Here is a 21219-nt window from a genome sequence, read left to right as displayed (position 1 = left end):
CCTCGACCCCGCCCGCCGAGGCCCAGCCGCCGGCACCCGTCGAGCCGCCCCCGCCGCCGCCCCCCACGGTCGGCGAGCAGATCGTCACCCTCACCAACGCCGAGCGCGTGGCCGCCGGGCTGACCCCGTTCACGGTCTCGCCGTGCGCGACCGACCAGGCGACCGCGCGCACGGCCCTGCTGGTGGCCGAGGACCGGTTCGAGCACGACCCCCTGGAGCCGATCCTCGAGGCGTGCGCCGCGCGGGCCGTCGGAGAGAACATCGCGCTGGGCTACCCGACGCCGGCCGCCGTAGTGGCGGGCTGGATGGGGTCACCGGGGCACCGGGCGAACATCCTCAACCCCGACTACACGCAGATCGGCGTCGGCTGCACCACGGGCCCGAAGGGGGCGCTCTGCGCGCAGGTGTTCGTGGGCTGAACAGCGGTCCAGGACGCGTGCTGGAAACGCAATCTGCCGGTCACACAGTTCTGCCACACTGCGCGCATGTCTTCGACCCCCTCCACGCAGACAGAGCGTCCTGCAACCCCCACGAACGCCGTCGACCGCTACTTCAAGATCACGGAGCGCGGCTCGACCATCGGTACCGAGATCCGCGGTGGTCTCGTCACCTTCTTCACGATGAGCTACATCATCGTGCTCAACCCCCTCATCATCGGCACCGTCCGCTCGGGCGACGGCCAGTTCCTCGGGGGCGGCGACACCCCGAACCTCGCCGCCGTCGCGGCCACCACGGCGCTCGTCGCCGGCGTGCTCACCATCCTCATGGGCGTCGTCGCCAACTTCCCGCTCGCGCTGGCCGCGGGCCTCGGACTCAACGCGGTCGTCGCCTACTCCATCGCCTCCCTGCCCAACATGTCCTGGCAGGACGCCATGGGCATCGTGGTGCTCGAGGGCCTGATCATCTTGGTCCTCGTCCTGACGGGCTTCCGCGCGGCCGTGTTCCGCGCGGTCCCGGTGGAGCTGAAGACGGCGATCAGCGTCGGCATCGGCCTGTTCATCGCGTTCATCGGCCTGGTGGACGCCGGCTTCGTGCGGATCCCGGCCAGCATGGCGGTCCCTGTGGAGCTCGGCATCGGCGGGTCGCTGGGCAGCTGGCCGCTGCTGGTCTTCGTGTTCGGCCTGCTGCTGGCGATCATCCTCATGGTCCGCCGGGTCCGCGGCGCCATCCTCATCGCGATCCTCTCGGCCACGGTGCTCGCGTTCATCGTGGAGCTCGTCGGCAACATCGGCTCCAAGACCGACGAGACCGGCGCCGTGGTCAACCCCGGCGGCTGGGCCCTGGACGTCCCGCACTGGCCCGCCGGTGGCCCCTTCGCGACGCCCGACTTCTCGCTGGTCGGTCAGTTCTCCCTGTTCGGCTCCATCGAGTCCATCGGGATCGTCGCGGTCCTCCTGCTGGTCTTCTCGCTCCTGCTCGCCGACTTCTTCGACACGATGGGCACGATGGTCGCGGTCGGCAGCGAGGCGAAGCTGCTCGAGAAGGACGGCAGCCCGATCGGCACCCAGCGGATCCTCGTGGTCGACTCGATCGCGGCGGCCGCCGGTGGCGCGGGCTCCGTCTCGTCCAACACCAGCTACATCGAGTCCGCGGCGGGCGTCGGCGACGGTGCGCGCACCGGGCTGGCCTCCGTGGTGACCGGCATCGCGTTCCTGCTGGCCACGTTCCTGTCGCCGCTGGTCTCGATGGTCCCGTTCGAGGCGGCCACCCCGGCGCTGGTCGTCGTGGGCTTCCTCATGGTCACGCAGATCGCGGGCATCGACTGGCGGAACTGGGAGCTGGGCATCCCGGCGTTCCTCACCATCATCCTCATGCCGTTCACGTACTCGATCACGGCGGGTATCGGCGCGGGCATCGTCTCGTTCGTGGTGATCAAGCTGGCCGTCGGCAAGGTCCGCGACATCCACGCGTTCATGTGGGTGGCGTCGGCGATGTTCGTCGTCTACTTCCTGATCGGCCCGATCAAGAGCGTGCTCGGGGTCTAGCCCGCACCCGCACGGTCACGATGCCCTCTCCACCGCCCGGTGGGGAGGGCATCGTCATCGGGGCTGGACGACGTACGCCCACTCCGAGGGGTCGGGCTGCGCGGCGATGAACTCCTCGACGTTGGCGATCTGCGCGTCGTAGTCGTCGGTCCCCTGAATCGTGGTGCCCTCCGGCTGCCCGTGCGTGACCCACACGGGGTGGGCCTCCTCGTCGCCGATCGACAGCAGCGGGTTCAGGTAGACCAGCAGGACCTTCTTGCCGGTGGCCGCCGACGCCTCCTCGGCCAGGTCGCTCACGTTCTCGGCCGCGGTCGTCCCGTCGTCCTCGCCCTCGAGCACGTCGTCCATCGCGTCGGCCAGGTCCTCCTCGACCGGCGCCGGCAGCGGGTGGTCCTCGCCGACGACGACCTTCGTCCCGTCCTGCATCTCGTAGGCGGCCAGGCCGTCGCCGAGCGCCTCGGCCTCCTCCTGGGTGACGACGTCACCGATGGGAGCGGGCGGCGTGGGGGAGCCGCCCGTGCAGCCGGCCAGCAGGCCGACCATGAGGGCGCCGACGAGGGGGCCGTTCACGTACCTGACAGAACCGCGCACCGCGGCTCACCTCCTGCTGGTCAGTGGCGGACGGCGGCGACGATCGCCTCGACGGCGGGCAGCAGCTGCCCGAACGACGTCCGGTAGAGCGCCGCATCGCCGCGGTAGGGGTCGACCACGTCGTCGTCGACGAGCCGGTGTGCCGAGAGCCCGCGGCGGGTGGCGGCCAGCGGCACGAGCGCCCGGAGGCGGTCCGCCGTGGTCGCGTTGGCGCCGGGCAGCGTCGCGAGGTCGACGTCCCCGGCCAGCCTGGCCAGCTCCCGGAGCGTGAAGGTGCGCCGCACCGCGGAGGGGACCAGCTCGACGATCGCGGAGCGGTGGCGCCGGGTCAGCGCGAGCACCAGGTCCGCCTGCGTCACCATTCCGGGCGCCAGCTGCCGGGCCTCGAACCCCTGGGGGTCGACGCCCAGCTGCGCGACCATCGCCGCCATCTCGTCGGTCATCGGGTAGCCCACCAGCGCGCCCGTACCGGCGGAGCCGACCTCGATCGCAGGCGTCAGACCCCCGGCCGAGTCGCGTCCGCGGTACGCCGCCCCCAGGCCGGCAGCCAGCAGCCGCTCCGCCGCCGGCGACCGGCAGATGTTGCCGGTGCAGACGACGAGGACGCGGAAGGGCTCGGCCAGGTCGGTGGGGGTCACGGTGCCTATCCTGCGGTGTCGAGGCGCTCAACCGAGCATCCTGTGACCCGATCGGCGCACAGTTTCCACCCACCGGATGCGGTCGCCTCAGGACGCGCCGGTACGATTCCGACCGCCGTCGCCCTGCCGGGTCGCGGCTCGGCCAGGGGGAGAGAGACGTCGTGACGCACCCGGGGTGGGGATCCGACTGGAACGCACAGCCGGTCCCGGAGGCGCCGGTGCACCCGGAGACGGTCCGCCGCCGACGCACCAGCTACGTCCGTGCGCGTCGCCGCCGGCTGGTCAAGCGGGTGCTCATCGGGTGCGGCCTGGCGCTCGTCGTCGTCATCGGCCTCGGGGTGTGGCTGGCCACCGACGCCCTGCGGGCCGCCGACGCCCTCGAGGCCGCGCGCGCCGACGTCCGGGACCTGCAGGAGCAGGTGACGGCCGGCGACTCCGCCGCCGCGGACCGCACCCTGGTCCAGCTCCAGGCGCACTCGTCGACGGCCGCGCGCTCGACCACCGGCCCGGTGTGGACCGTCGCGGGCCTGCTGCCGTGGGTCGGCCCGAACGTGGACGCCGTGCACACGGTGGCCAGCGCGGTGGACGACCTCGCCCAGCAGGCGCTGCCGTCCCTCATGCAGGCCACCACCCTGGTGGACCCGGCCGCACTGGCCCCCGTGGACGGTCGTGTGGACCTGGCACCGCTCCAGGAGGCGGCCCCCGCGATCGTCGCCGCGGACGCATCCGTGCAGCTGACCGCGCAGCGCCTCGAGGACCTCGACACCTCCGCGCTGCTGGCCCTCGTCGCCGACCCCGTCCAGACCCTGCGCGAGCAGGTGGCCGACGTCGCCGTGACCACCGCCACCGCCTCCCGCGCCGCGCAGCTGGTGCCCGCGATGATGGGCGCCGACGGGCCGCGGAGCTACCTGGTGCTCGTGCAGAACAACGCGGAGCAGCGCGCCACCGGCGGGATCCCCGGCTCCGTCCTGCTCCTGAGCGCCGACGCCGGTGCGGTCACCGTGGTCGAGGAGCGCTCGGGCGGCTCGCTCAGCGGGCTGGCGGAGCCGGCGCTGCCGCTGACCGACGCGGAGAACGCCCTGTTCGGCCCGCTGCTCGGCACCGACATGCGTGACGTCACGTTCACCCCGGACTTCCCGCGGTCCGGCGCGCTGGCCAAGGCGATCTGGGAGCAGAAGGTCGGAGGGACCATCGACGGGGTGCTCTCGGTGGACCCCGGCGCCCTCGCGCTGGTCCTGGGAGCCACGGGGCCGGTCACCCTCGCGGACGGCACCACGCTGTCGGCCGACGACGCCGTCCAGACGCTGCTCAACCAGGTCTACCTGGACATCGAGGACCCGCGCGAGCAGGACGCCTTCTTCGCGGCGACCTCCACGGCGGTGTTCACGGCGGTGATCGGCGGCCAGGGCGACGCCCCCGCGGTGATGGACGCGCTGGCCGAGGCAGCTCGGCAGGGCCGGCTCATGGTGTGGTCCGCCGACGAGGACGAGCAGAGCCGCCTGGAGCCCACCGTCCTGGGCGGGGCGCTGCGCGGCGTCGACGGCGACTCGCCCGTGATCGGGGTCTACCTCAACGACGGCACGCAGGCGAAGGTCGGCTACTACCTGGACCTCACGGTCGACGCCGAAGCCACGCAGTGCCGCCCCGACGGCTCGCAGATCGTGGACGCCGTGGTGACCCTGACGTACGACGCACCCCCCGACGCGGCCGAGCTGCCGGCCTACCTGGTGGGCCTCGACGACATCGTCCCCCTGGGCGATATCCGGACAAACGTGCTCATTTATGCGCCTTCTGGCGGCGGAATTGAGACGGTGCGGGTGAAACCTGATCCGCAGGGTCTGTTAGCCCAGATTCACGACGATCTGGGAGTAGGAGGACGGACATTTGTACTCAAACCTGGTGAGAGCGGCACGCTCGACCTGCAAATCGTTACGGGTCCGAAACAGACCGGAAACGTGCATATCCGTTCGACACCCACAGCCCGCCAAAAGGGTGACGTAGTCGTGGGTTCCGCCTGCGGGATGTAGAAGGTACCGTTGCCCGGAGTCACATCTCGCCATACCCGTAACACGACCGTCCGGGGGGACAACACCATGAAGATTCGTCGCACCGCTCTGGTCGCAGTTGCTGCCGTGGCACTCGCACTCGTTCCGACCGCCGCCATGGCGTACGGCTCCGAGGACTACTCGAACAAGGGCACCGTGTCGGACACGACGCCCACCGCCGGTGAGAGCTTCGCCGTCACGGTGACCGGCCCCGCCGGCGCCTCGGTGACGCTCACCATCACCAGCACCCCGGCGTCGCTGCCGGACTCGTCGATCACGATCGCCGGCACCAAGTCGCTCACCAAGGTCACGAACGCCGCCGGCACCGCGGTCTTCACGGTCACGCTGACGCAGCCGGGCACGTTCACGATCGTCGCCACGGACACCGCGACTGGCGCCATCATCAGCTCCCAGAGCGTCACCGCCGCCTCGACCGCTGCGGCTGCCGCAGCCGGGGCCACCGGGAACCTGAGCTCCACCGGTTCCAACGCGCTGCCGATCGCCCTGGGCGCCGGTGCGCTGGTCCTCGTCGGCGCCGGTGGCGTCGTCGTCGCCCGCCGTCGTCAGGCTGGCGCCGCGGCCTGAATGGCCTAGCACCTCACACGAGAGCCCCGCACCGGATGGTGCGGGGCTCTCGTGCGTCCGGGGGAGTGCGGCGCGGACCACGCTCGTGCACGTGGCTGTCCACGGCCCCGTGCGCTGCACGTCGCTGCCGCGTCCCGTGCCCTGCCGGGCTCCCGCACCGCCCGGGCGCTTCTCCACGCTCAGGCCCGCGGCAGCGGCGGGCGGTAGCCGACATGGCGTGCGGAGCCGACCGTCTCCTGGCGGGCCATACGACGACGGCCCCGGACCGTGAGGTCCGAGGCCGTCGTGGCAGTGGTGCGTGCGGTCAGCTGCCGGGCCGCTGGTGCTGGGCGGGAGCGTTCTGCGCCTGCTGGCGCTGGAAGTCCTTGAGCTGCGTCTCGCTGAGGGAGTCGCCGGGCCACAGCGTGGTGGGTCCGCTGACCGCGGTGGGGGCGGCGGCCTCGGGCACCTGCGGGACGCGTCCGGTCGAGGGCGCCCTGCGCTTCTTGCCGCCCCGGCCGGAGTCTGCGGACGTGGCCGGCGTGGGCGTGTAGTCGTAGTAGGCGTACTGGTCGCTCTGCTTGCGCTTCTGGCGGTTCACCACGATGCCGAGGATGCGGGCACCGACGGTCTCCAGGGCGCCCACGGACTCGGCCAGCTGGTTGCGGTGGAGCTTGTTGGCACCCACCACCAGCAGGGCGCCACCGGTCAGCTTGGACAGGATCGCCGCGTCGGTGACGGGGAGCAGGGGGGCGGTGTCCAGGATGACGACGTCGTACTGCGAGGTCAGCTTCTCCAGCAGACGTGCCATGGCGAGCGACCCGAGCAGCTCGCTCGGGTTGGGCGGGATCTGGCCGGCCGCGAGCACGTGCAGGAAGCCGTTGCCCCACGGCTGGATGACGTCCTCGACGTTCGCCCGGCCGATGAGCACCGTGGTCAGACCCACGTTGCCCTCGAGGCCCATGTACTTGGCCACCGACGGCCGGCGCAGGTCGGCGTCGACGAGGGCGACCCGCGTGCCGGCGTCGGCCAGCGTGATGGCCACGTTGATGGAGGTCGTGGACTTTCCCTCGCCGGGCAGCGACGAGGTGATGACGATCGACTGCGGGCGGTCCGCGATGTCTAGGAACTGCAGGTTGGTACGCAGTCGGCGGAAGGCCTCGGAGCGCTGGCTGTGTGGGCTGCTCTGGACGATCAACGGGTGCTCGGGGGCGTCGGAGTCCTCGGGGATGGTGCCGATGACGGAGGTGTCGGTGACCCGGGCGACGTCGGTTTCGGAGCGGACACGGGTGTCGAGCACCGAGCGGAGCACGGCGATGCCGACACCGAGCGCGATGCCCACGAGCAGGCCGAGCGCGAGGTTCAGCTTGAGGTTCGGGGACGACGGTCCCTCCGGGGCGACGGCGTCGCGGACGATCGAGATCTTGACGGCGGACGGGCTGCCGTCGCTCGGCGTCTCGAGCTGCGCGATGACGGTCTTGAACTCCTTGGCGATGGCGTCGGATGTTGCTGCAGCTATCGCGGGGTTCTCGTCTGTGACGGTGATGTTGATCAGCGAGGTGTTCAGCGGGGAGTCGGCGCTCACGCGGTCAGCCAGAGCCGAGGTACGGGCCGCAAGGCCCAGGTCCTCGATCACCGGCTGGAGGACCAGCGGGCTGGTGACCAGCTGCGTGTAGGACGTCACCTGCTGGCGGGTGAAGTTCGAGCCCTGCAGCAGGTCGCTGGACGACTCACCGGTCTTGACCGAGACGTAGAGCTGGGTGGTCGCCTGGTAGAGCGGGGTGGCGGCGAGCGACGCGGCGACGGCAAGAGCCGCTCCGAGCAGCGTGAACACAGCAATCGAGAGCCACCGCTTGCGCAGAATGACCCAATAGTCCTGAAGCTCCACTGCCTTGCTCTCCCCTGCTCGGTGACACGCGGCAGCCAGTCTCTCACGGCGCGTGATCACGCCGATGTTCGAGTGGTATCGCGAGAGTTAACCGCGACGTAACCGAAAGCACAGTTGCCTCGATTCATCGTGGCGACATGCCGATGTACGATTCGACCTACACGTTTTCGGCGACCGCGTCGCGAAAACGGACATCGGGGGGAAACGTGACTAATTCGGACACTAGCGCGCGCGCTGTGAGCTTTGTGCCACAGCAGCTAGCGCGCTCGGCCGCCTCTACGGCCGTCACGACAAATCCCCGATGGAGCGATCTCGCTTTTCGACTCTGGGTGACGGACGCGATCGCTGTGACGTTCGCTGTCGTCGTCGCCTACCTGGTGCGCTTCGACGCCACCGGTATCGCTGCGGTCTCGGGCGAGTTCTCCCCGTCCTACCTCTCGGTCTCCGCCGTGCTGGCTCTGACGTGGCTGGCCGCTCTCGCTGTCGGACGCACGCGCGACAGGCGCGTGCTCGGAAGCGGCCCCACCGAGTACTCGCGGGTGTTCAACATGACGTGGCGACTCTTCGCCGCTGTCGCAGTCGTGGCCTACCTGCTGCGCATGGAGATCGGTCGCGGGTACCTCGGCTTCGCCGCGCCGGTGGGTCTCGGACTCATCCTGGCGGGTCGCTTCGGATGGCGACGCTGGCTGCATGGTCAGCGCGAGGCAGGCACGCACCAGTCCGGGATCCTGGTCATCGGTCACCGCAGCAAGGCTGCACGGCTGATCGGAGAGCTGAACAAGAACCCGCGGGCTGGATTCGCGGTGGTGGGCGTGTGCGTTCCGACGGGCGAGATCGTGGAGGGCGAGCTCATCGGTGGAGTCCCCGTACTCGGCGCCATGGACCGAGCGGCCGAGATTGCCGAACGCGTCGGTGCCTCCGCGGTGGCGGTCACGGGGGCGGACGCGATCACGGCGGAGACCGTTCGCCAGCTCGGGTGGGACCTTGAGGGGAAGGGGATCGATCTCGCCCTGACCCTCTCGCTGGTTGACGTCGCCGGTCCTCGCGTTCTCATGCAGCCGGTCAGCGGTCTCCCTCTCATGTACGTCGACGAAGCGCGGTTCAGGGGCGGAAAGTACGTCGCCAAGTCTCTCTACGACTGGGTGCTGGCCGCGGCCATCACGGTCGTAGCGCTGCCGGTCCTGGCGCTGGTTGCGCTCCTCGTCCGAGTCACCAGCCCGGGCCCGGTCCTCTACCGCCAGGAGCGCATCGGCAAGGACGGCCGACGATTCCGCATCTTCAAGTTCCGCACCATGGTGGCGGGCGCCGACACTCGGCTCGCCGAGGTTCTGGCGGAGCAGGGCATCGCCTCGGTCGGCATGTTCTACAAGCCGGTCAACGATCCGCGCGTGACTCCCTTGGGGCGGGTGCTGCGCAAGTACTCGATCGATGAGTTCCCTCAGCTGCTCAATGTCCTGCTCGGTGACATGGCCCTGGTCGGTCCGCGACCGCAGATCGACGCCGAGGTTGCGCAGTACGACCGCACTGCGCATCGCCGCCTTCGGGTGAAGCCGGGACTGACCGGGCTCTGGCAGGTCTCCGGGCGATCTAGCCTTGCGCCGGAGGATGGCATCCGCCTCGACGTCAACTACGTGGAGAACTGGACGCCGTTCGGCGACCTGTTGATCCTGGCGAGGACCGTTCGGGCGGTTCTGCACCACGAGAATGCTCGATGACCGCTCCTCCTGACGGCTCGACGGACGACGTCAAGCTCGGAGTGCTCCGTCGGTACGCAGGATCGGAGCCGGGCGGGCGCTCGGTGCTCCTGGTGGCGCCCTCCTTCTTCGGCTACGAGTCGACGATCGCACGTGCGCTCGCGCACCACTCAGAGGTCGTCTTCCACCTTGACGAGCGTGCGTCAAACTCCGCACTCGTACGGGCCACCTACAGGATCCGCCCTGGCCTGCTAGCAGCCGTGACCCGTCGGCACTTCCGTCGCGCACTCGCCGCACTGAGCGAGCGCACGGTCGATGTCGTGGTCGTCATCAAGGGGGAGGTGACGCCGGCGTGGTTCCTGCGCGACGTGCGACGCTCCAACCCCGACGTCCGCGTCGTCTTCTACGCCTACGACCCCATCGCCGCGGACGACAACTACTTCGCGCTGCGACCGCACGTCGACAGGGCCTACTCCTTCGATGCCCAGGATGTCGCGCGGCTCCCGGAGCTGGCGTACAAACCGCTGTTCTACGGCCCAGCCTTCTCCGCCGGGCCATCGCACGCCGAGCGTCGTTGGGACCTGGCTTCGGTGGGGACCGTGAACCCAGAGCGGTACGAGAAGACCGAAGCCGCTGCGGCAGCCGTGGATACGAGCTTTCGCCACATGTACACGCCGTCAGCAGCGCTCCTCGCTGTGAAGCGACTGATCGATCCCGAGTTTGGGACGATCGATCCGTCCCGCGTCACAGGAGTCAAGCTGAGCCAGCATGAGGTCGCCGAGGTGTTCCGGCAGTCTCGAGTCGTCCTTGACGTCCAGAAGGCGGGACAGTCCGGTCTGACGATGCGGACGCTCGAGGCGATCGCGTCGGGAGCGAGCATCGTCACGTGGAACGAAGCGGTCAAGAACGAGGACTTCTACGATCCCGATCGAATTGCCGTCGTTGATCCCGACGGGGGTGGTGTGCAGGAGGCGATTCTTCGGGTCCTGATGCGCCCGCTCGATGGCTCCGCGCCGTCGGGGTTCGAGAGGCACTCGGTCTCGGCGTGGGTCTCCGAATTCTTGGACTCTACAACGGCGCCGGTGAGCGCCGAGCCGCGCCAGAGCTCAGATCATGAGGAGAACTAAGTGGCTAAGGGAAGCAGGGCCTCAGCCGGCGCCGTCGCCTCGTTCGCGTCTTTGGCGAGCTACCGCACGCGGACGATGCGCGCAGTCATGGCTGAGATGGGTGATGAGCTGACCGTATTCGCAGGCACCCCCGCGCCTGATGTCGCCACCCGCCTTGTGGACTATGACGCGCTGGGAATCCGAACACTTCGGAATCGCTATGTCCTGGGCGGTCGGGTGACTATTCAGAACTCACCCATACGAGCGCTCCTCGGTGCGCAGGTCGCTCTCGTCGACCTCAATCCCAGAATGGTGCTGAACTGGCCGATCCTGCTCATCCGACGGCTTCTCGGTCGTCCGACGCTCGTCTGGGGCCACGCTTGGCCTCGACAAGGTCGTGGGTCTCGGACCGACACCGTTCGTGGCTGGATGCGCAGGCTTGCGAACGGCGTGATCACCTACACCGAGTCGCAGGCGGAAGAGCTTCGACAGATCTACCCTGGCAAGCCGATCACCGCGGCCCCGAACGCTCTCTACTACCGCGACGAGTTCGCCGAGACCTCGAACGAGGGTGAGCGCGATGCGATCATCTACGTCGGTCGGCTGGTCGCGGAAAAGAAGCCGGCGCTCCTGGTCGAGGCTTTCAACGTTGTCGCGGCCACGCACCCTCGAATCCGACTCTCGATCGTCGGGGACGGGAAAGACTCGGACCTGATCACGCACCTCGTCTCCCGCTCGCCGTTCCGCGAACGAATCACGATGCACGGACATTGCGAGGACGCTTCCGAGCTGCAGCGACTTTATTCAGCGGCGGTGCTGAGCGTGTCGCCCGGCTATGTCGGCCTGGCGGCTACCCAGAGCTTTGCGATGGGTGTGCCAATGGTCATCGCGCGAGATGAGCCCCACGCCCCCGAGATAGAGGCCGCCGTCGAGGGCGTGAACGCGCTCTTCTTCCGCGAGGACGACGCCGTCGATCTGGCTCGCGTCATCGGCTCGATGTTGGACGACTCGGGGTCATGGGAACAGCGCCGCGGAGAGATCCAGCGTCGCTGCCAGAACCGGTACTCAGTCGAGGCCATGGCGTCCGGACTTGTCACTGCAATCCGCGGGATGGCGTAGACCGTGCGGGTCGCCGTGATCTGCTCGGACATGACGTATCCGCCCCGCGAGGGTTTGCACGCCCACACGGTGAACCTCATCCGCAGCATGAGAACCTTCGGGCACTCCGTGGATGTCTTCGGCTTCGTTCGTGACCCGAGCTTGATCGACGAGATCCAGCTGAGCCGGGACGCGGGAGTCAGTTTCGCGTCAGCACCGATCCACTACCAGGGTCAGATGCTGCGCAGGGCCTTCAGGGAGCGAGTCTTCGCCAGTCGCTCAGCACGCGCGCTCGCTGACCAGGTGCGTGCGGGTGGGTACCAGGTTGTCCACCTCGACGGAAACCTGGCTTCGGCCACGGCCGGACTTCTGGACGGCCTTCCGAGGGTCATCAGCTTCGTGGATCCGCCTTCACGCAGGCAACGCCGCGCTGCGGCCGGCTCGTCCCGCACTCAGCGATGGGCCGCGCTCCTGCGGGCAGCGGTCACCACCCGGTTCGAGAAGTCGCTGGTGGACGAGCGTTCCCTGTGGCACGTGGTGTCGAGTTCTGACGCGGCGTACCTGCGCGAGGTGCACCCCGGGCAGCCCGTCGTGTCCGTCCCGATCTTCATGCCGTCTGGACGGGTGACTGAGGCTCCCTTCGTCGGGAAGACTGAATCCTCTGCGCTCGTGCACGTCGGAGTGGTTGCTGACACGCGACAGGCCTACCTTCGATCGGACGTCGTCCGGACCCTCGAGGCGCTGCGGTCGTCCGACCTTCGCAAGGATGTCCGCGTCACCGTCCTCGGGCGGGCAACCGCGGATGACGTGATGACGGACCTCCTCGCAGATCTCGGCGGGACCTATCTCCCGTGGGTGGACGACCTCGACGCCTTCCTTGGGACATTGGATGTCGCGGTCTTGCCTGACACCTATGGCACGGGGATCAAGTCACGCGCTCTCGAGCTCGCGGGGGCGGGCGTGCCCATGGTGGCGACTGCCGTGGCGTTGGAGGGCATCGAGATGGTCGGAGAGCGTGACGTCCTGGTCTCTTCCGACGACAACTTTCTCGCGCAGCTTGGCCGGCTCGTTGGGTCGCGCGCGCTGAGGAATGAGATCGCGAGGAACGCGAGTGTCGTGTGCGCGGAGCTCTTCGGCGCCCAGTCTGTTGCCGCGCAGTGGGATCGGGCCTACGCGGCCGCCATCGACCTGGCGCGATCGACATGACAGGGCCGACTCGACCTCACGTTGACGAAACGACCGTGGCGAACGCCAGTTCTGGCCCGGCGTCAGTCGGCGCACACGGAAGCGCCAGCAAGCACTCGTCGCCGCTGAGTGCCCGCAAGATCGCCAGGGTCTTCGGGTACCTCTTGTCGAGCAGGGTGCTGTCAGCGCTTCTGCAGGCCGTCACGTTCGCCCTGTTCGCGCGGCTGGTGGCACCCGCTTCGTTCGCTGGAGTCAGCGCCATCATTGGTGCGTCGATGTTCGCCTCCGCTGTCCTCGACCTGGGCCTCACCACCGCCGCGACCCGTGAGGCGGCGGCAGGGCGCCACTCGGTCCTGCGAGGACTGACGCGTGCGAACGCGGCGGTGACTGCTGCGGTGGCGACTGTCGGAACTGTGAGCGTCGTCGCTGCCGTGCTGGCAACGGACAGTGGTTGGCTGGCGAGTGTGGCGCCGTTCGTCCTGTGGCTCGCAGTGGATCGGCTCGCCGAGTTCCGAGCGGCGGTCAGTCTTGGGCTCGGGCACCCGCGAGTCGCGGCCCTGAACCTCATCGTTCGCCGAGCGATTCCTGCTGTCGTGCTTGTGGTGGCCGCGTGGGTGCAGCCCGAGGAACCGGTTCTGTGGTTGTCCCTCGGTTACACCCTCGGCGCGGTTGTCGGTCTCTTCATTCGGACCTCGGTGCGCGCTCCGGCCTCGCTCGCCGCGCGGCCGGGAATTGTCGCCAGCGTGCGCTCGAGCACCCCGTTCTGGGTGAACTCGATGAGCGCGCAGTCCAGGCAGCTCGACGTCGCGATCGTGAGTGCGGTGAGCGGTGTGGCGGGTGCTGTCATCTACAGTCCGGCCGCACGGCTCATCTCGCCGTTGAGACTGATCCCTACGTCGCTAGCACAGGCAGCGATGCCGATGGTTGCCAGCTCCGGACGGGTTCGCCCCACCGACGTTCGCCGTCTGGTGCTCGCTGCCGTGGCGCCGGTCGGCGCGGCGTATATCGTGCTCGGGATCTTCGCCCCCGAGATTCTCTCGGCCCTCTTCGGGCCGAACTATCGCAGTGCCGCACTTCCGCTGCGCATCCTTCTGGCCGGACTTGTCCTCGCCGGGGTGGCGTCCATGTTCACCGCGATCCTGCAGGGCACTGGTGCAGAGGCGCGGGCGGCGCGAGCCAACGTGGCTACCGCCATCCTCAGCCTCGGGTTGATCGCCGTCGGAGCGGCCGTCGCCGGGGGGGCAGGCGCCGCGGCGGGCCTGGCAGTGGGGTACGCAGCGCAGGCGGGAGCGCTATTCATCCAGTATCGGAAGAGCCTAGAAAGTGCCGATGACGTCGGCGCGAGGAGACGCACGTGATCTTGGTCAGCGCGAAGGCGCAAGAGGACAACCTGGGCGATGTCATCATCAGGGAAGCGCACGTCGACTGGCTCAGCGGGGTCGGCGCACCGGTGGTGTCGAGCAGGGGTGTCTCTGAGAGCTACATGGCCGTGTTCGACCTGCCACCGGGCGCCGCGACGCAGAACCGTGAGATTCAGCTTCTCTGGTCTCTCGTACGGAGGCGTCGCTCGGTGCTCGTCTTCGCGCCGGGTGAGCAGTTGCTAGCGGACACGCCTGGCGGGCTCGCGAAGGTCGTGGTGAACCTGATCGCAAGTGGTCTCGTGCGACTGCGCGGCGGAGCGGTCATCAAAGTAGGCCGCGGATACCGGGGGGCCGGCCGCATCGCGGTGGCGCTCGAGCGACTCCAGCTCCGGCTGTGCACAGCTGCGTGGAGCCGCGACAGCGCTGCACCATCGATGTTCCCAGGCATGAACCTGATGCCGGACATAGCGCTCGCGAGCTCGCACCTCGCCGGCCCGGTGTACCCCGGCATCGAGCGTCGCGGGTCCTTCGCGTTCGCACTGCGTTCGGACCGTGCTCACTACCGGCAGCAGTTCACGGCGGTGCTCGAAGCGTGCAGGTCAGCCTCCAGCGCTACGCCGCTGGGCGTGGTCCAGGTAGGACGCGATGAGACGCTGGTGTCCGGCCTCGCGGATGATCTGGACACTGAGCCACTCAACTGGCGCGGAGATCACCTGAACCAGCTTCGTCGGGTCGTCGATGCCTACGACCGCAGTTCGTTCGTCGTGAGCGACCGCCTGCACGTGCTGCTATTCGCTGCGCGGCGCGGCTGCGTGCCGATCGGCTACGAGTCGGGGAGCTCTGACAAGCTGCGAAAGCAGCTCCGCACAATCGGTCTTGACCACCTGGTTCTGGATCCGGAGGGCGCCCCCGAACGCGCTAGCGAGATCATCGCGAACATCGAGCTCCACCGGTCCGAGGTGATGGCGGCCGTCGAGACGGCGCGAGCATCCCTGGACCGAGTGCGCGACGAAGTGAGCGCCATCGTGAGCGAGACCGTTGAACCCGTGCGGTCTTTGAGCCGGGATGGCTGAGCTGTCCGTCGGAAGAGTGTGACGACAGCCCCAGGTCGGGGCACACGATCGCCCAGTGGGGCTGATGGTACCGAGCGCGCGGAGACCGATTGTGAACCTGCGGCGCTCTCCTCAGCCGCCCGTGGCAAGAACCCGGCCCCCATGCGGGTGTTCGAGCTCTTCGCGATGCTGGTCATCATCACCGCGAGGTTCACGACCTGTCGTCACGTTCAGCGCAGCCCATGCCGCGACGAACGGCAACCAGAAGTACGGCTGCTGGAGGGTTGCTGCGGTGACCGAGAACGCCATGAGCACCACGAGAGTCCCCGCAGGCCCGGCGCCACGGCGCTCCTTCACCGCGCGCGCCACCGACGTCGCTGCAGCGCCGAAGACCAGCAACCAGCCGATGAACAGCGCGATGCCGCCCTGGAACCAGACCCGGAATGGGATCGAGTGCGTCAGCGTCTCGCCGTTGAATGTCGCGCCGCTGCGATCATCGAGCCCCGCACCGAACCATGGATCATCGGAGATCCTCGCCCACGCATAGGCGACGGTGTTGGACCTCTCCTCGAGGGTGCCGATCTTTTCCGTCTGGCCAGTGGTCTGCGCTACGCGTTCGAGAGGAGTAAGGAACTGCGTCGTCTGGCCGGACAGGGCAGTGACTCCCCAGAGCAGAATCCCTAGCACAGCCGCCGCCCCGACGACCCGACGAAGAGGAACGCGCTGCACTGCGAGCACCACCAGCGCCCCCACTGAGGTCGCGATCAACGCACTGAGGCTTCCAGAGACGAGCACACCAGCGAGATTGAGGACGATCGCGACGAACCTCAACTGTGCGGGTGCGGCCCTCGTGCCCATGAGCAACATCAAGGCAACGCCGCTGAGTAGACCAAGGATGTTCATATGGCCGTTGAGCCCGACGGCCCGGCCGTAGTGGGAGCCAAGGCCAAGAATCGTCCCCCCCGCTACGGCCTGGTAGATCGCTACGACGGCCGACGAAGTCTGGACGAGGACGAAGGTCCACGCTGCGGTAGGAAGCACTCCGCGCACCTCGGCGTAGTACGTCGCGACGAGGGGAGCGACACCCCACAGCAGTACGAGATAGACGACATGCGTCCAGTGCTCACCACGGTCCACGGCGACCCCTGACGCCGCGAACCCCGAGACGAGGGCGAGGTAGGCCGCAGCGAACATCACTGGTGAACTGCGCGGGAGTCGGGCCTTCCCGAGGGCGAGGCAACCGATCAGGACGGTTCCCACGGCGAGTACCCAGGCCTGTCTCAGCGGTCCTGTCAGCGCTGCGTAGGAAACGGGCAAGACCGCTGTGAGTAGCGCGATCGCTATCCTGCTCACAACCCACCCTTCCTAGGCGTGCCTACCTTGGTTCCGTCGACGGTCAACCGCCGCACGATGCCGCGTCACGCGCGCCTGACGCCGGTCACCCACCGTCGACGTCTCCGCTGAGCAGAGTCCGCCGGACCCGGTTCATCGGAGTCATTCACGAGAGGCAGCCGCCTCCCGTCAACCGAGATATGCGGGCCGCGATACGGCACACACGCCGGGCCAGCTCATCACGAGCGGATGTGCGGCTTCGTTCTCGACCATGGTACTTGGCGTATTCACGAAGCCGCCCCGGGTGTCGGCCGCGGGCGCCCCCGTCACATTCACCCTCAATTCGCCGATCATCACTCTCGCGTAGTGAGAGGTGACGGGTTTGACTACCTGTCGCGGCAGCACCAATGGCCACCCTCTGTCGGACCTGCGACGCGAGGCGGGCCCCATGAAGTGGCTGGGAGGCCTGCCGCTCTCGCGCCAGTCGTCCGTTACGATCCCCTGACCTGCCGATTGACCTGGAGAACACGATGCGTCTGTCCGTCATCGGTTGCGGCTACCTCGGTGCCGTCCACGCCGCGAGCATGGCCCAGCTGGGTCACGACGTCGTCGGCATCGACGTCGACACCAGGAAGATCGAAGCCCTGCGTGAGGGACGCGCTCCGTTCTACGAGCCCGGCCTCCCGGAGCTGCTGACCGAGGTGGGCGCCACGGGACGCCTGACGTTCAGCACGGACATGGCGGACGCCGCGGGCGCTGAAGTGCACTTCATCTGCGTGGGCACGCCGCAGGTGCAGGGGGAGTTCCGCGCGGACCTGACGTACGTCAACGCCGCGGTCGAGCAGCTGCTGCCGTACCTGCGTTCGGGTGACGTGGTGGCGGGCAAGTCCACCGTTCCGGTCGGCACGGCGGAGGCGATCGCCGAGTCGATCGAGGGCACCGGCGCGATCCTCGTCTGGAACCCGGAGTTCCTGCGTGAGGGCTTCGCGGTCAAGGACACGCTGCACCCGGACCGGCTCGTCTACGGCGTCCCGACCGACGAGGACGGGGAGCCGACGCCGGAGGGCGCGAAGGCCAAGGGCATCCTCGACGAGGTCTACGCGACGCCCCTGTCCGAGCACACGCCGCTGGTGGTCACCGACTACGCGACCGCCCAGCTGGTGAAGGTCGCCGCCAACTCGTTCCTGGCCACCAAGATCTCCTTCATCAACGCGATGGCCGAGCTGTGCGAGGCGACGGGCGCGGACGTGACGCGGCTGGCGGACGCGATCGGCTACGACGCCCGCATCGGCCGGCGGTTCCTCAACGCGGGCCTCGGCTTCGGCGGAGGGTGCCTGCCCAAGGACATCCGCGCGTTCATGGCGCGGGCCGGCGAGCTCGGTGTGAGCGACGCGCTGTCGTTCCTGCGGGAGGTCGACTCCATCAACCTGCGTCGTCGGGTTCGGATGGTGGACCTGGCGCGCGAGGTGTGCGACGGCTCGATCGTCGGGAAGAAGGTCGCCGTGCTGGGCGCGGCGTTCAAGCCGGACTCCGACGACGTGCGCGACTCGCCGGCGCTCTCGGTCGCCGCGCAGATGCAGCTGCAGGGCGCCCACGTCACGGTCACCGACCCGCAGGCCGTGGCGAACGCCGCCGCCAAGTGGCCGGACCTGCACTTCGCGGCGACAGCTCTCGAGGCGGCGAAGGACGCGGACGTGGTCCTGCTCGCCACCGAGTGGGACGAGTACCGCCACATCGACCTCGACGCGCTGGCGGAGGTCGTCGCGCACAAGCGGATCCTCGACGGTCGCAACGTCCTCGAGCCCGCCGCCTGGCGTGCGGCCGGCTGGACCTACCGCGCGCTGGGCCGTCCCTGACCGTGGCCTCCCGGGGCTCCGCCGGCTGGGTGCTCGTCGTCGCCGGTGTGCTGCTGGCCGGCGTCGCGGTGTTCCTGCTGGTGCGTCCCGACGCCCTCGAGCCCTGGTCCCCGGACGACTCCGACCCGCAGGCCTACGCCGCGGAGCTGGTCGCAGAGACGAACGCGGCACGCGAGGCCGAGGACCTGGAACCGCTCGCCGTCTCCGAGTGCGCGACCGACCAGGCCGCAGACCGCGCCACTGCGCTGGAGGGCGGCAAGGACCTGGAGCACGCGTCGCTCACGCCGGTCATCGAGGCGTGCGCGCCGGCGTCGTCGGCGGCCGAGAACCTGTCCCGCGCGGGCGCGACCGCGCACGACGTCGTGGAGGCGTGGCTCGGCTCGCCCGGGCACCGCGCCAACCTGCTCGACCCGGAGCTGGAGCAGCTCGGGATCGGCTGCCTGCTCGACGACGAGCAGATGCTCTGCTCCCAGGTGTTCCTCGGCCCCTAGGCCGGCACCCGCACGGGCGACGGACGGCGCGCCCGGCGCCGGTAGGCAAGCAGCACACCGACGCCGACTGCGGTGCCCAGGGTGTTCGCCAGCAGGTCGCGCAGGTCGGCCACCCGGTCGGGCAGGAACAGCAGCTGCACCAGCTCGATGACCGCCGAGGTGGCCAGGCCGAGCCCGACGACGGCCCACCAAGGACTCCGGGTCAGCAGGCCGACCAGGATGCCGAACGGGACGAACAGCGCGATGTTGGCCAGGAACTCCGTGACGCTGAACGACAGCGGCACGCCGGTGGAGTTGAGCCACGCCAGCACGGTCCGCACCAGGTCGAAGGTGTCGTCGGCGCCGATGCGCGGCCACAGGGTCACCCGGACCAGACCGATCAGGTAGACGACGAGGAGCACCCTCGTGACCCGATCGTCTCGCACCATGGACGCAACAGTACCCGGAGTGTCCTTACGCAAGGTAATGATCTAGAGTAAGAACATGCCCACCTCCTCCGCCCTCGCCGGCGAGCTCCGCATCGCCGTCGGGCGGGCGTCGCGACGCATCCGCGCCGAGCGCGGCGAGGCGGGCCTCACGGATCCGCAGTTCAACGTGCTGGCGTGGCTGACCAAGGACGGCGCGCTCACCCCGGGTCAGCTGGCCGAGCGCGAGCGCATCCAGCCGCCCTCGATGACCCGCACGGTCAACGGGCTGGCGGAGCTGGGGCTGGTCGCCAAGACCGAGCACCCGACCGACGGCCGGCAGGTCGTCGTCACGCTCACCGACGCGGGCGTCGCCGAGGTCAACGAGACCCGCCGACGCCGCGACGCGTGGCTGGCCGAGCGCCTCAGCAACATGACCAAGGACGAGCGCACGCTGCTCGCCGACGCCGCCGAGCTCCTCCGGAGGATCGCCAGTTCATGAGTCCCACGTTCTCCTCGCTGAAGTTCCGGAACTACCGGCTGTGGTTCGCCGGTGCTCTGGTGGCGAACGTGGGCACCTGGATGCAGCGCGTCGCCCAGGACTGGCTGGTGCTCACCGAGCTCTCCGACGAGTCCGGCGTCGCCGTCGGCATCACCACCGCCCTGCAGTTCGCCCCCGTCCTGCTGTTGTCCCCGTACGCGGGGCTGCTCGCCGACCGGGTGGACCGCCGCAAGCTGCTCATGGCCACGCAGGTGGGCCAGGGGGTGCTCGCCGCCGGGCTGGGCGCCCTGGTGCTCGCCGGACACGCGCAGCTGTGGCAGGTGTACCTGTTCGCGCTGGTCCTCGGGTGCGTGACCGCCATCGACGGCCCGGTGCGGCAGACGTTCGTGGCGGAGCTGGTGCCGGCCAGCAAGCTGTCCAACGCGGTGGGCCTGAACAGCGCCTCGTTCAACGCCGCGCGCCTGATCGGTCCGGGTGTCGCCGGCCTGCTCATCGCCGCCGTCGGCACCGGCTGGGTGTTCCTCATCAACGCGGTGACCTTCTTCGCGACGATCCTCGCGCTCACCCGCATGCGGACCTCCGAGCTGAGCCCGATGCCCACCACCGCCCGCGCCAAGGGCCAGCTGCGGGAGGGCATCGCCTACGTGCGCGGCCGCAGCGACATCCTCGTGATCATGGTGGTCGTCGGCGTCGTGTCCACCTTCGGCCTCAACTTCCAGCTGACCAGCGCCATGATGGCGCGCAGCGAGTTCGGCAAGGGCGCGGGGGAGTACGGGATCCTCGGCTCGGTGCTGGCCATCGGGTCGCTGACCGGGGCGCTGCTCGCCGCACGACGAGAGCGGCCCCGCGTGCGCCTGGTCATCGGGTCGGCGTTCGCGTTCGGGATCACCACCGGGGTCATGGCCCTGATGCCCACCTACCTGACGTTCGCGCTCGCGTGCATCCCGGTGGGGCTGGCGTCGCTGACCATGATGACGGCCGCCAACGCGACCATCCAGCTGAGCACCGACCCCGCCGTACGCGGGCGCGTGATGGCTCTGTACATGATGGTGTTCCTGGGCGCGACGCCCATCGGGTCGCCCATCGTCGGGTGGATCGGGGAGACGTACGGCCCCCGCTGGGCCATCGGCATCGGCTCGATCTCCGCGCTGCTCGTCGCGACCGGCGCGGCGCTCTGGGCCTGGAAGAAGTGGGACGTCACCGTGCGGTACCACGTGCTCAGCCGGCCCCACCTCGAGGTCCTGCACCCCACGCTGCCCGCCCGCCGTGCGGAGACCGCCTCGCGGCTCGCCGCCCAGGAAGCCGCGGACCGCCAGACCGCTGCGTGAGGGCGGACAGAGCGGCATCCCGAACCACCCGTCAGACGCCCTCTGCGCGGGTACGGTCCGCATAGGGCGTGCGCAGGGCGCATCCCTGTGCGGCCGCTC

19 protein-coding genes are annotated in these 21219 nt (G+C 69.2%); 14 read left to right on the top strand and 5 right to left on the bottom strand.

All coding sequences use genetic code 11. The features are described from left to right. Together RYN42_RS10190 and RYN42_RS10185 are read left to right on the top strand one after the other, a co-directional pair. Positions 1 to 419: CAP domain-containing protein (locus tag RYN42_RS10190; protein WP_315095738.1), on the top strand; the 419-nt coding region annotated here is incomplete at its 5' end. 66 nt (positions 420 to 485) lie between these two features. After that, a complete protein-coding gene (locus RYN42_RS10185) occupies positions 486 to 1985 on the top strand; it encodes an NCS2 family permease (protein WP_315095736.1) in 1500 nt (499 codons plus the stop codon). A 54-nt stretch (positions 1986 to 2039) separates the two neighbouring features. On the opposite strand, the gene RYN42_RS10180 is transcribed toward RYN42_RS10185, so the two are convergent. Continuing rightward, on the bottom strand, positions 2040 to 2555 hold the full coding sequence (locus RYN42_RS10180; RefSeq protein ID WP_315095734.1) for a hypothetical protein: 516 nt from the start codon (positions 2553 to 2555) through the stop codon (positions 2040 to 2042). A gap of 41 nt (positions 2556 to 2596) precedes the next feature. Beyond that, positions 2597 to 3214 carry a low molecular weight phosphatase family protein gene (locus tag RYN42_RS10175; protein WP_315095732.1) on the bottom strand — a complete coding sequence of 206 codons (618 nt, stop codon included), beginning with the start codon at positions 3212 to 3214 and terminating at the stop codon, positions 2597 to 2599. Positions 3215 to 3375: 161 nt separating this feature from the next. On the opposite strand from RYN42_RS10175, the gene RYN42_RS10170 reads away from it, so the two are divergent. Together RYN42_RS10170 and RYN42_RS10165 are read left to right on the top strand one after the other, a co-directional pair. Further along, the gene (locus tag RYN42_RS10170; protein WP_315095730.1) at positions 3376 to 5241 is read left to right on the top strand and encodes a DUF4012 domain-containing protein; all 1866 of its coding nucleotides are present in this window, start codon (positions 3376 to 3378) and stop codon (positions 5239 to 5241) included. A 66-nt stretch (positions 5242 to 5307) separates the two neighbouring features. Next, entirely contained in the window at positions 5308 to 5844 is a 537-nt protein-coding gene (locus RYN42_RS10165; RefSeq protein WP_315095728.1) for an LPXTG cell wall anchor domain-containing protein, read from the top strand. Positions 5845 to 6148: 304 nt separating this feature from the next. On the opposite strand, the gene RYN42_RS10160 is transcribed toward RYN42_RS10165, so the two are convergent. After that, positions 6149 to 7711: a polysaccharide biosynthesis tyrosine autokinase gene (locus tag RYN42_RS10160; RefSeq protein ID WP_315095726.1), complete on the bottom strand. Its 1563-nt coding sequence runs from the start codon at positions 7709 to 7711 to the stop codon at positions 6149 to 6151. Between the two features lie 329 nt (positions 7712 to 8040). On the opposite strand from RYN42_RS10160, the gene RYN42_RS10155 reads away from it, so the two are divergent. The 6 genes from RYN42_RS10155 to RYN42_RS10130 are packed head-to-tail and all read left to right on the top strand — an operon-like array spanning position 8041 to position 15228. Then, complete coding sequence (locus tag RYN42_RS10155) at positions 8041 to 9426, top strand: sugar transferase (protein ID WP_315095724.1); 1386 nt, start codon at positions 8041 to 8043, stop codon at positions 9424 to 9426. After that, entirely contained in the window at positions 9423 to 10532 is a 1110-nt protein-coding gene (locus RYN42_RS10150; protein ID WP_315095722.1) for a hypothetical protein, read from the top strand. Before RYN42_RS10155 ends, RYN42_RS10150 begins: the two co-directional genes overlap by 4 nt. Further along, entirely contained in the window at positions 10533 to 11630 is a 1098-nt protein-coding gene (locus tag RYN42_RS10145) for a glycosyltransferase family 4 protein (RefSeq protein WP_315095720.1), read from the top strand. It begins immediately after the preceding gene. A 3-nt stretch (positions 11631 to 11633) separates the two neighbouring features. Beyond that, the gene (locus RYN42_RS10140; protein WP_315095718.1) at positions 11634 to 12815 is read left to right on the top strand and encodes a glycosyltransferase; all 1182 of its coding nucleotides are present in this window, start codon (positions 11634 to 11636) and stop codon (positions 12813 to 12815) included. Between the two features lie 35 nt (positions 12816 to 12850). After that, entirely contained in the window at positions 12851 to 14152 is a 1302-nt protein-coding gene (locus RYN42_RS10135) for a polysaccharide biosynthesis C-terminal domain-containing protein (RefSeq protein WP_315095716.1), read from the top strand. After that, the gene (locus RYN42_RS10130) at positions 14149 to 15228 is read left to right on the top strand and encodes a hypothetical protein (protein WP_315095715.1); all 1080 of its coding nucleotides are present in this window, start codon (positions 14149 to 14151) and stop codon (positions 15226 to 15228) included. The genes RYN42_RS10135 and RYN42_RS10130 overlap by 4 nt, the downstream gene beginning before the upstream one ends. A 111-nt stretch (positions 15229 to 15339) precedes the next feature. On the opposite strand, the gene RYN42_RS10125 is transcribed toward RYN42_RS10130, so the two are convergent. Continuing rightward, positions 15340 to 16467, bottom strand: a complete 1128-nt coding sequence (locus RYN42_RS10125) for an O-antigen ligase family protein (protein WP_315095713.1) — start codon at positions 16465 to 16467, stop codon at positions 15340 to 15342. Positions 16468 to 17069: 602 nt separating this feature from the next. Here RYN42_RS10125 and RYN42_RS10120 point away from each other — a divergent pair. Continuing rightward, the gene (locus tag RYN42_RS10120) at positions 17070 to 18395 is read left to right on the top strand and encodes a UDP-glucose/GDP-mannose dehydrogenase family protein (RefSeq protein WP_315095711.1); all 1326 of its coding nucleotides are present in this window, start codon (positions 17070 to 17072) and stop codon (positions 18393 to 18395) included. Positions 18396 to 18397: 2 nt separating this feature from the next. After that, complete coding sequence (locus RYN42_RS10115; protein ID WP_315095709.1) at positions 18398 to 18886, top strand: CAP domain-containing protein; 489 nt, start codon at positions 18398 to 18400, stop codon at positions 18884 to 18886. On the opposite strand, the gene RYN42_RS10110 is transcribed toward RYN42_RS10115, so the two are convergent. After that, positions 18883 to 19314: a VanZ family protein gene (locus RYN42_RS10110; protein ID WP_315095707.1), complete on the bottom strand. Its 432-nt coding sequence runs from the start codon at positions 19312 to 19314 to the stop codon at positions 18883 to 18885. The genes RYN42_RS10115 and RYN42_RS10110 overlap by 4 nt on opposite strands. 55 nt (positions 19315 to 19369) lie before the next feature. Between RYN42_RS10110 and RYN42_RS10105 the strand changes: the two genes are divergently transcribed. Next, complete coding sequence (locus tag RYN42_RS10105) at positions 19370 to 19792, top strand: MarR family transcriptional regulator (RefSeq protein ID WP_315095705.1); 423 nt, start codon at positions 19370 to 19372, stop codon at positions 19790 to 19792. Beyond that, the gene (locus RYN42_RS10100) at positions 19789 to 21120 is read left to right on the top strand and encodes an MFS transporter (protein ID WP_315095703.1); all 1332 of its coding nucleotides are present in this window, start codon (positions 19789 to 19791) and stop codon (positions 21118 to 21120) included. The genes RYN42_RS10105 and RYN42_RS10100 overlap by 4 nt, the downstream gene beginning before the upstream one ends. Positions 21121 to 21219 lie beyond the last annotated feature (99 nt).

It is taken from the genome of uncultured Cellulomonas sp., from assembly GCF_963527515.1.
Taxonomy (GTDB): Bacteria; Actinomycetota; Actinomycetes; order Actinomycetales; family Cellulomonadaceae; genus Cellulomonas.
The sequence above is the reverse complement of the archived record's forward strand: the minus strand, read 5'-3'. Positions and strand labels throughout refer to the sequence as shown.

Excerpts from the sequence above, each read along its gene's own strand:
- RYN42_RS10110 (WP_315095707.1), bottom strand. The coding sequence starts at position 19,314 with ATGGTGCGAGACGATCGGGTCACGAGGGTGCTCCTCGTCGTCTACCTG.
- RYN42_RS10185 (WP_315095736.1), top strand. The coding sequence starts at position 486 with ATGTCTTCGACCCCCTCCACGCAGACAGAGCGTCCTGCAACCCCCACG.
- RYN42_RS10100 (WP_315095703.1), top strand. The coding sequence starts at position 19,789 with ATGAGTCCCACGTTCTCCTCGCTGAAGTTCCGGAACTACCGGCTGTGG.
- RYN42_RS10165 (WP_315095728.1), top strand. The coding sequence starts at position 5,308 with ATGAAGATTCGTCGCACCGCTCTGGTCGCAGTTGCTGCCGTGGCACTC.
- RYN42_RS10105 (WP_315095705.1), top strand. The coding sequence starts at position 19,370 with ATGCCCACCTCCTCCGCCCTCGCCGGCGAGCTCCGCATCGCCGTCGGG.
- RYN42_RS10150 (WP_315095722.1), top strand. The coding sequence starts at position 9,423 with ATGACCGCTCCTCCTGACGGCTCGACGGACGACGTCAAGCTCGGAGTG.
- RYN42_RS10120 (WP_315095711.1), top strand. The coding sequence starts at position 17,070 with ATGCGTCTGTCCGTCATCGGTTGCGGCTACCTCGGTGCCGTCCACGCC.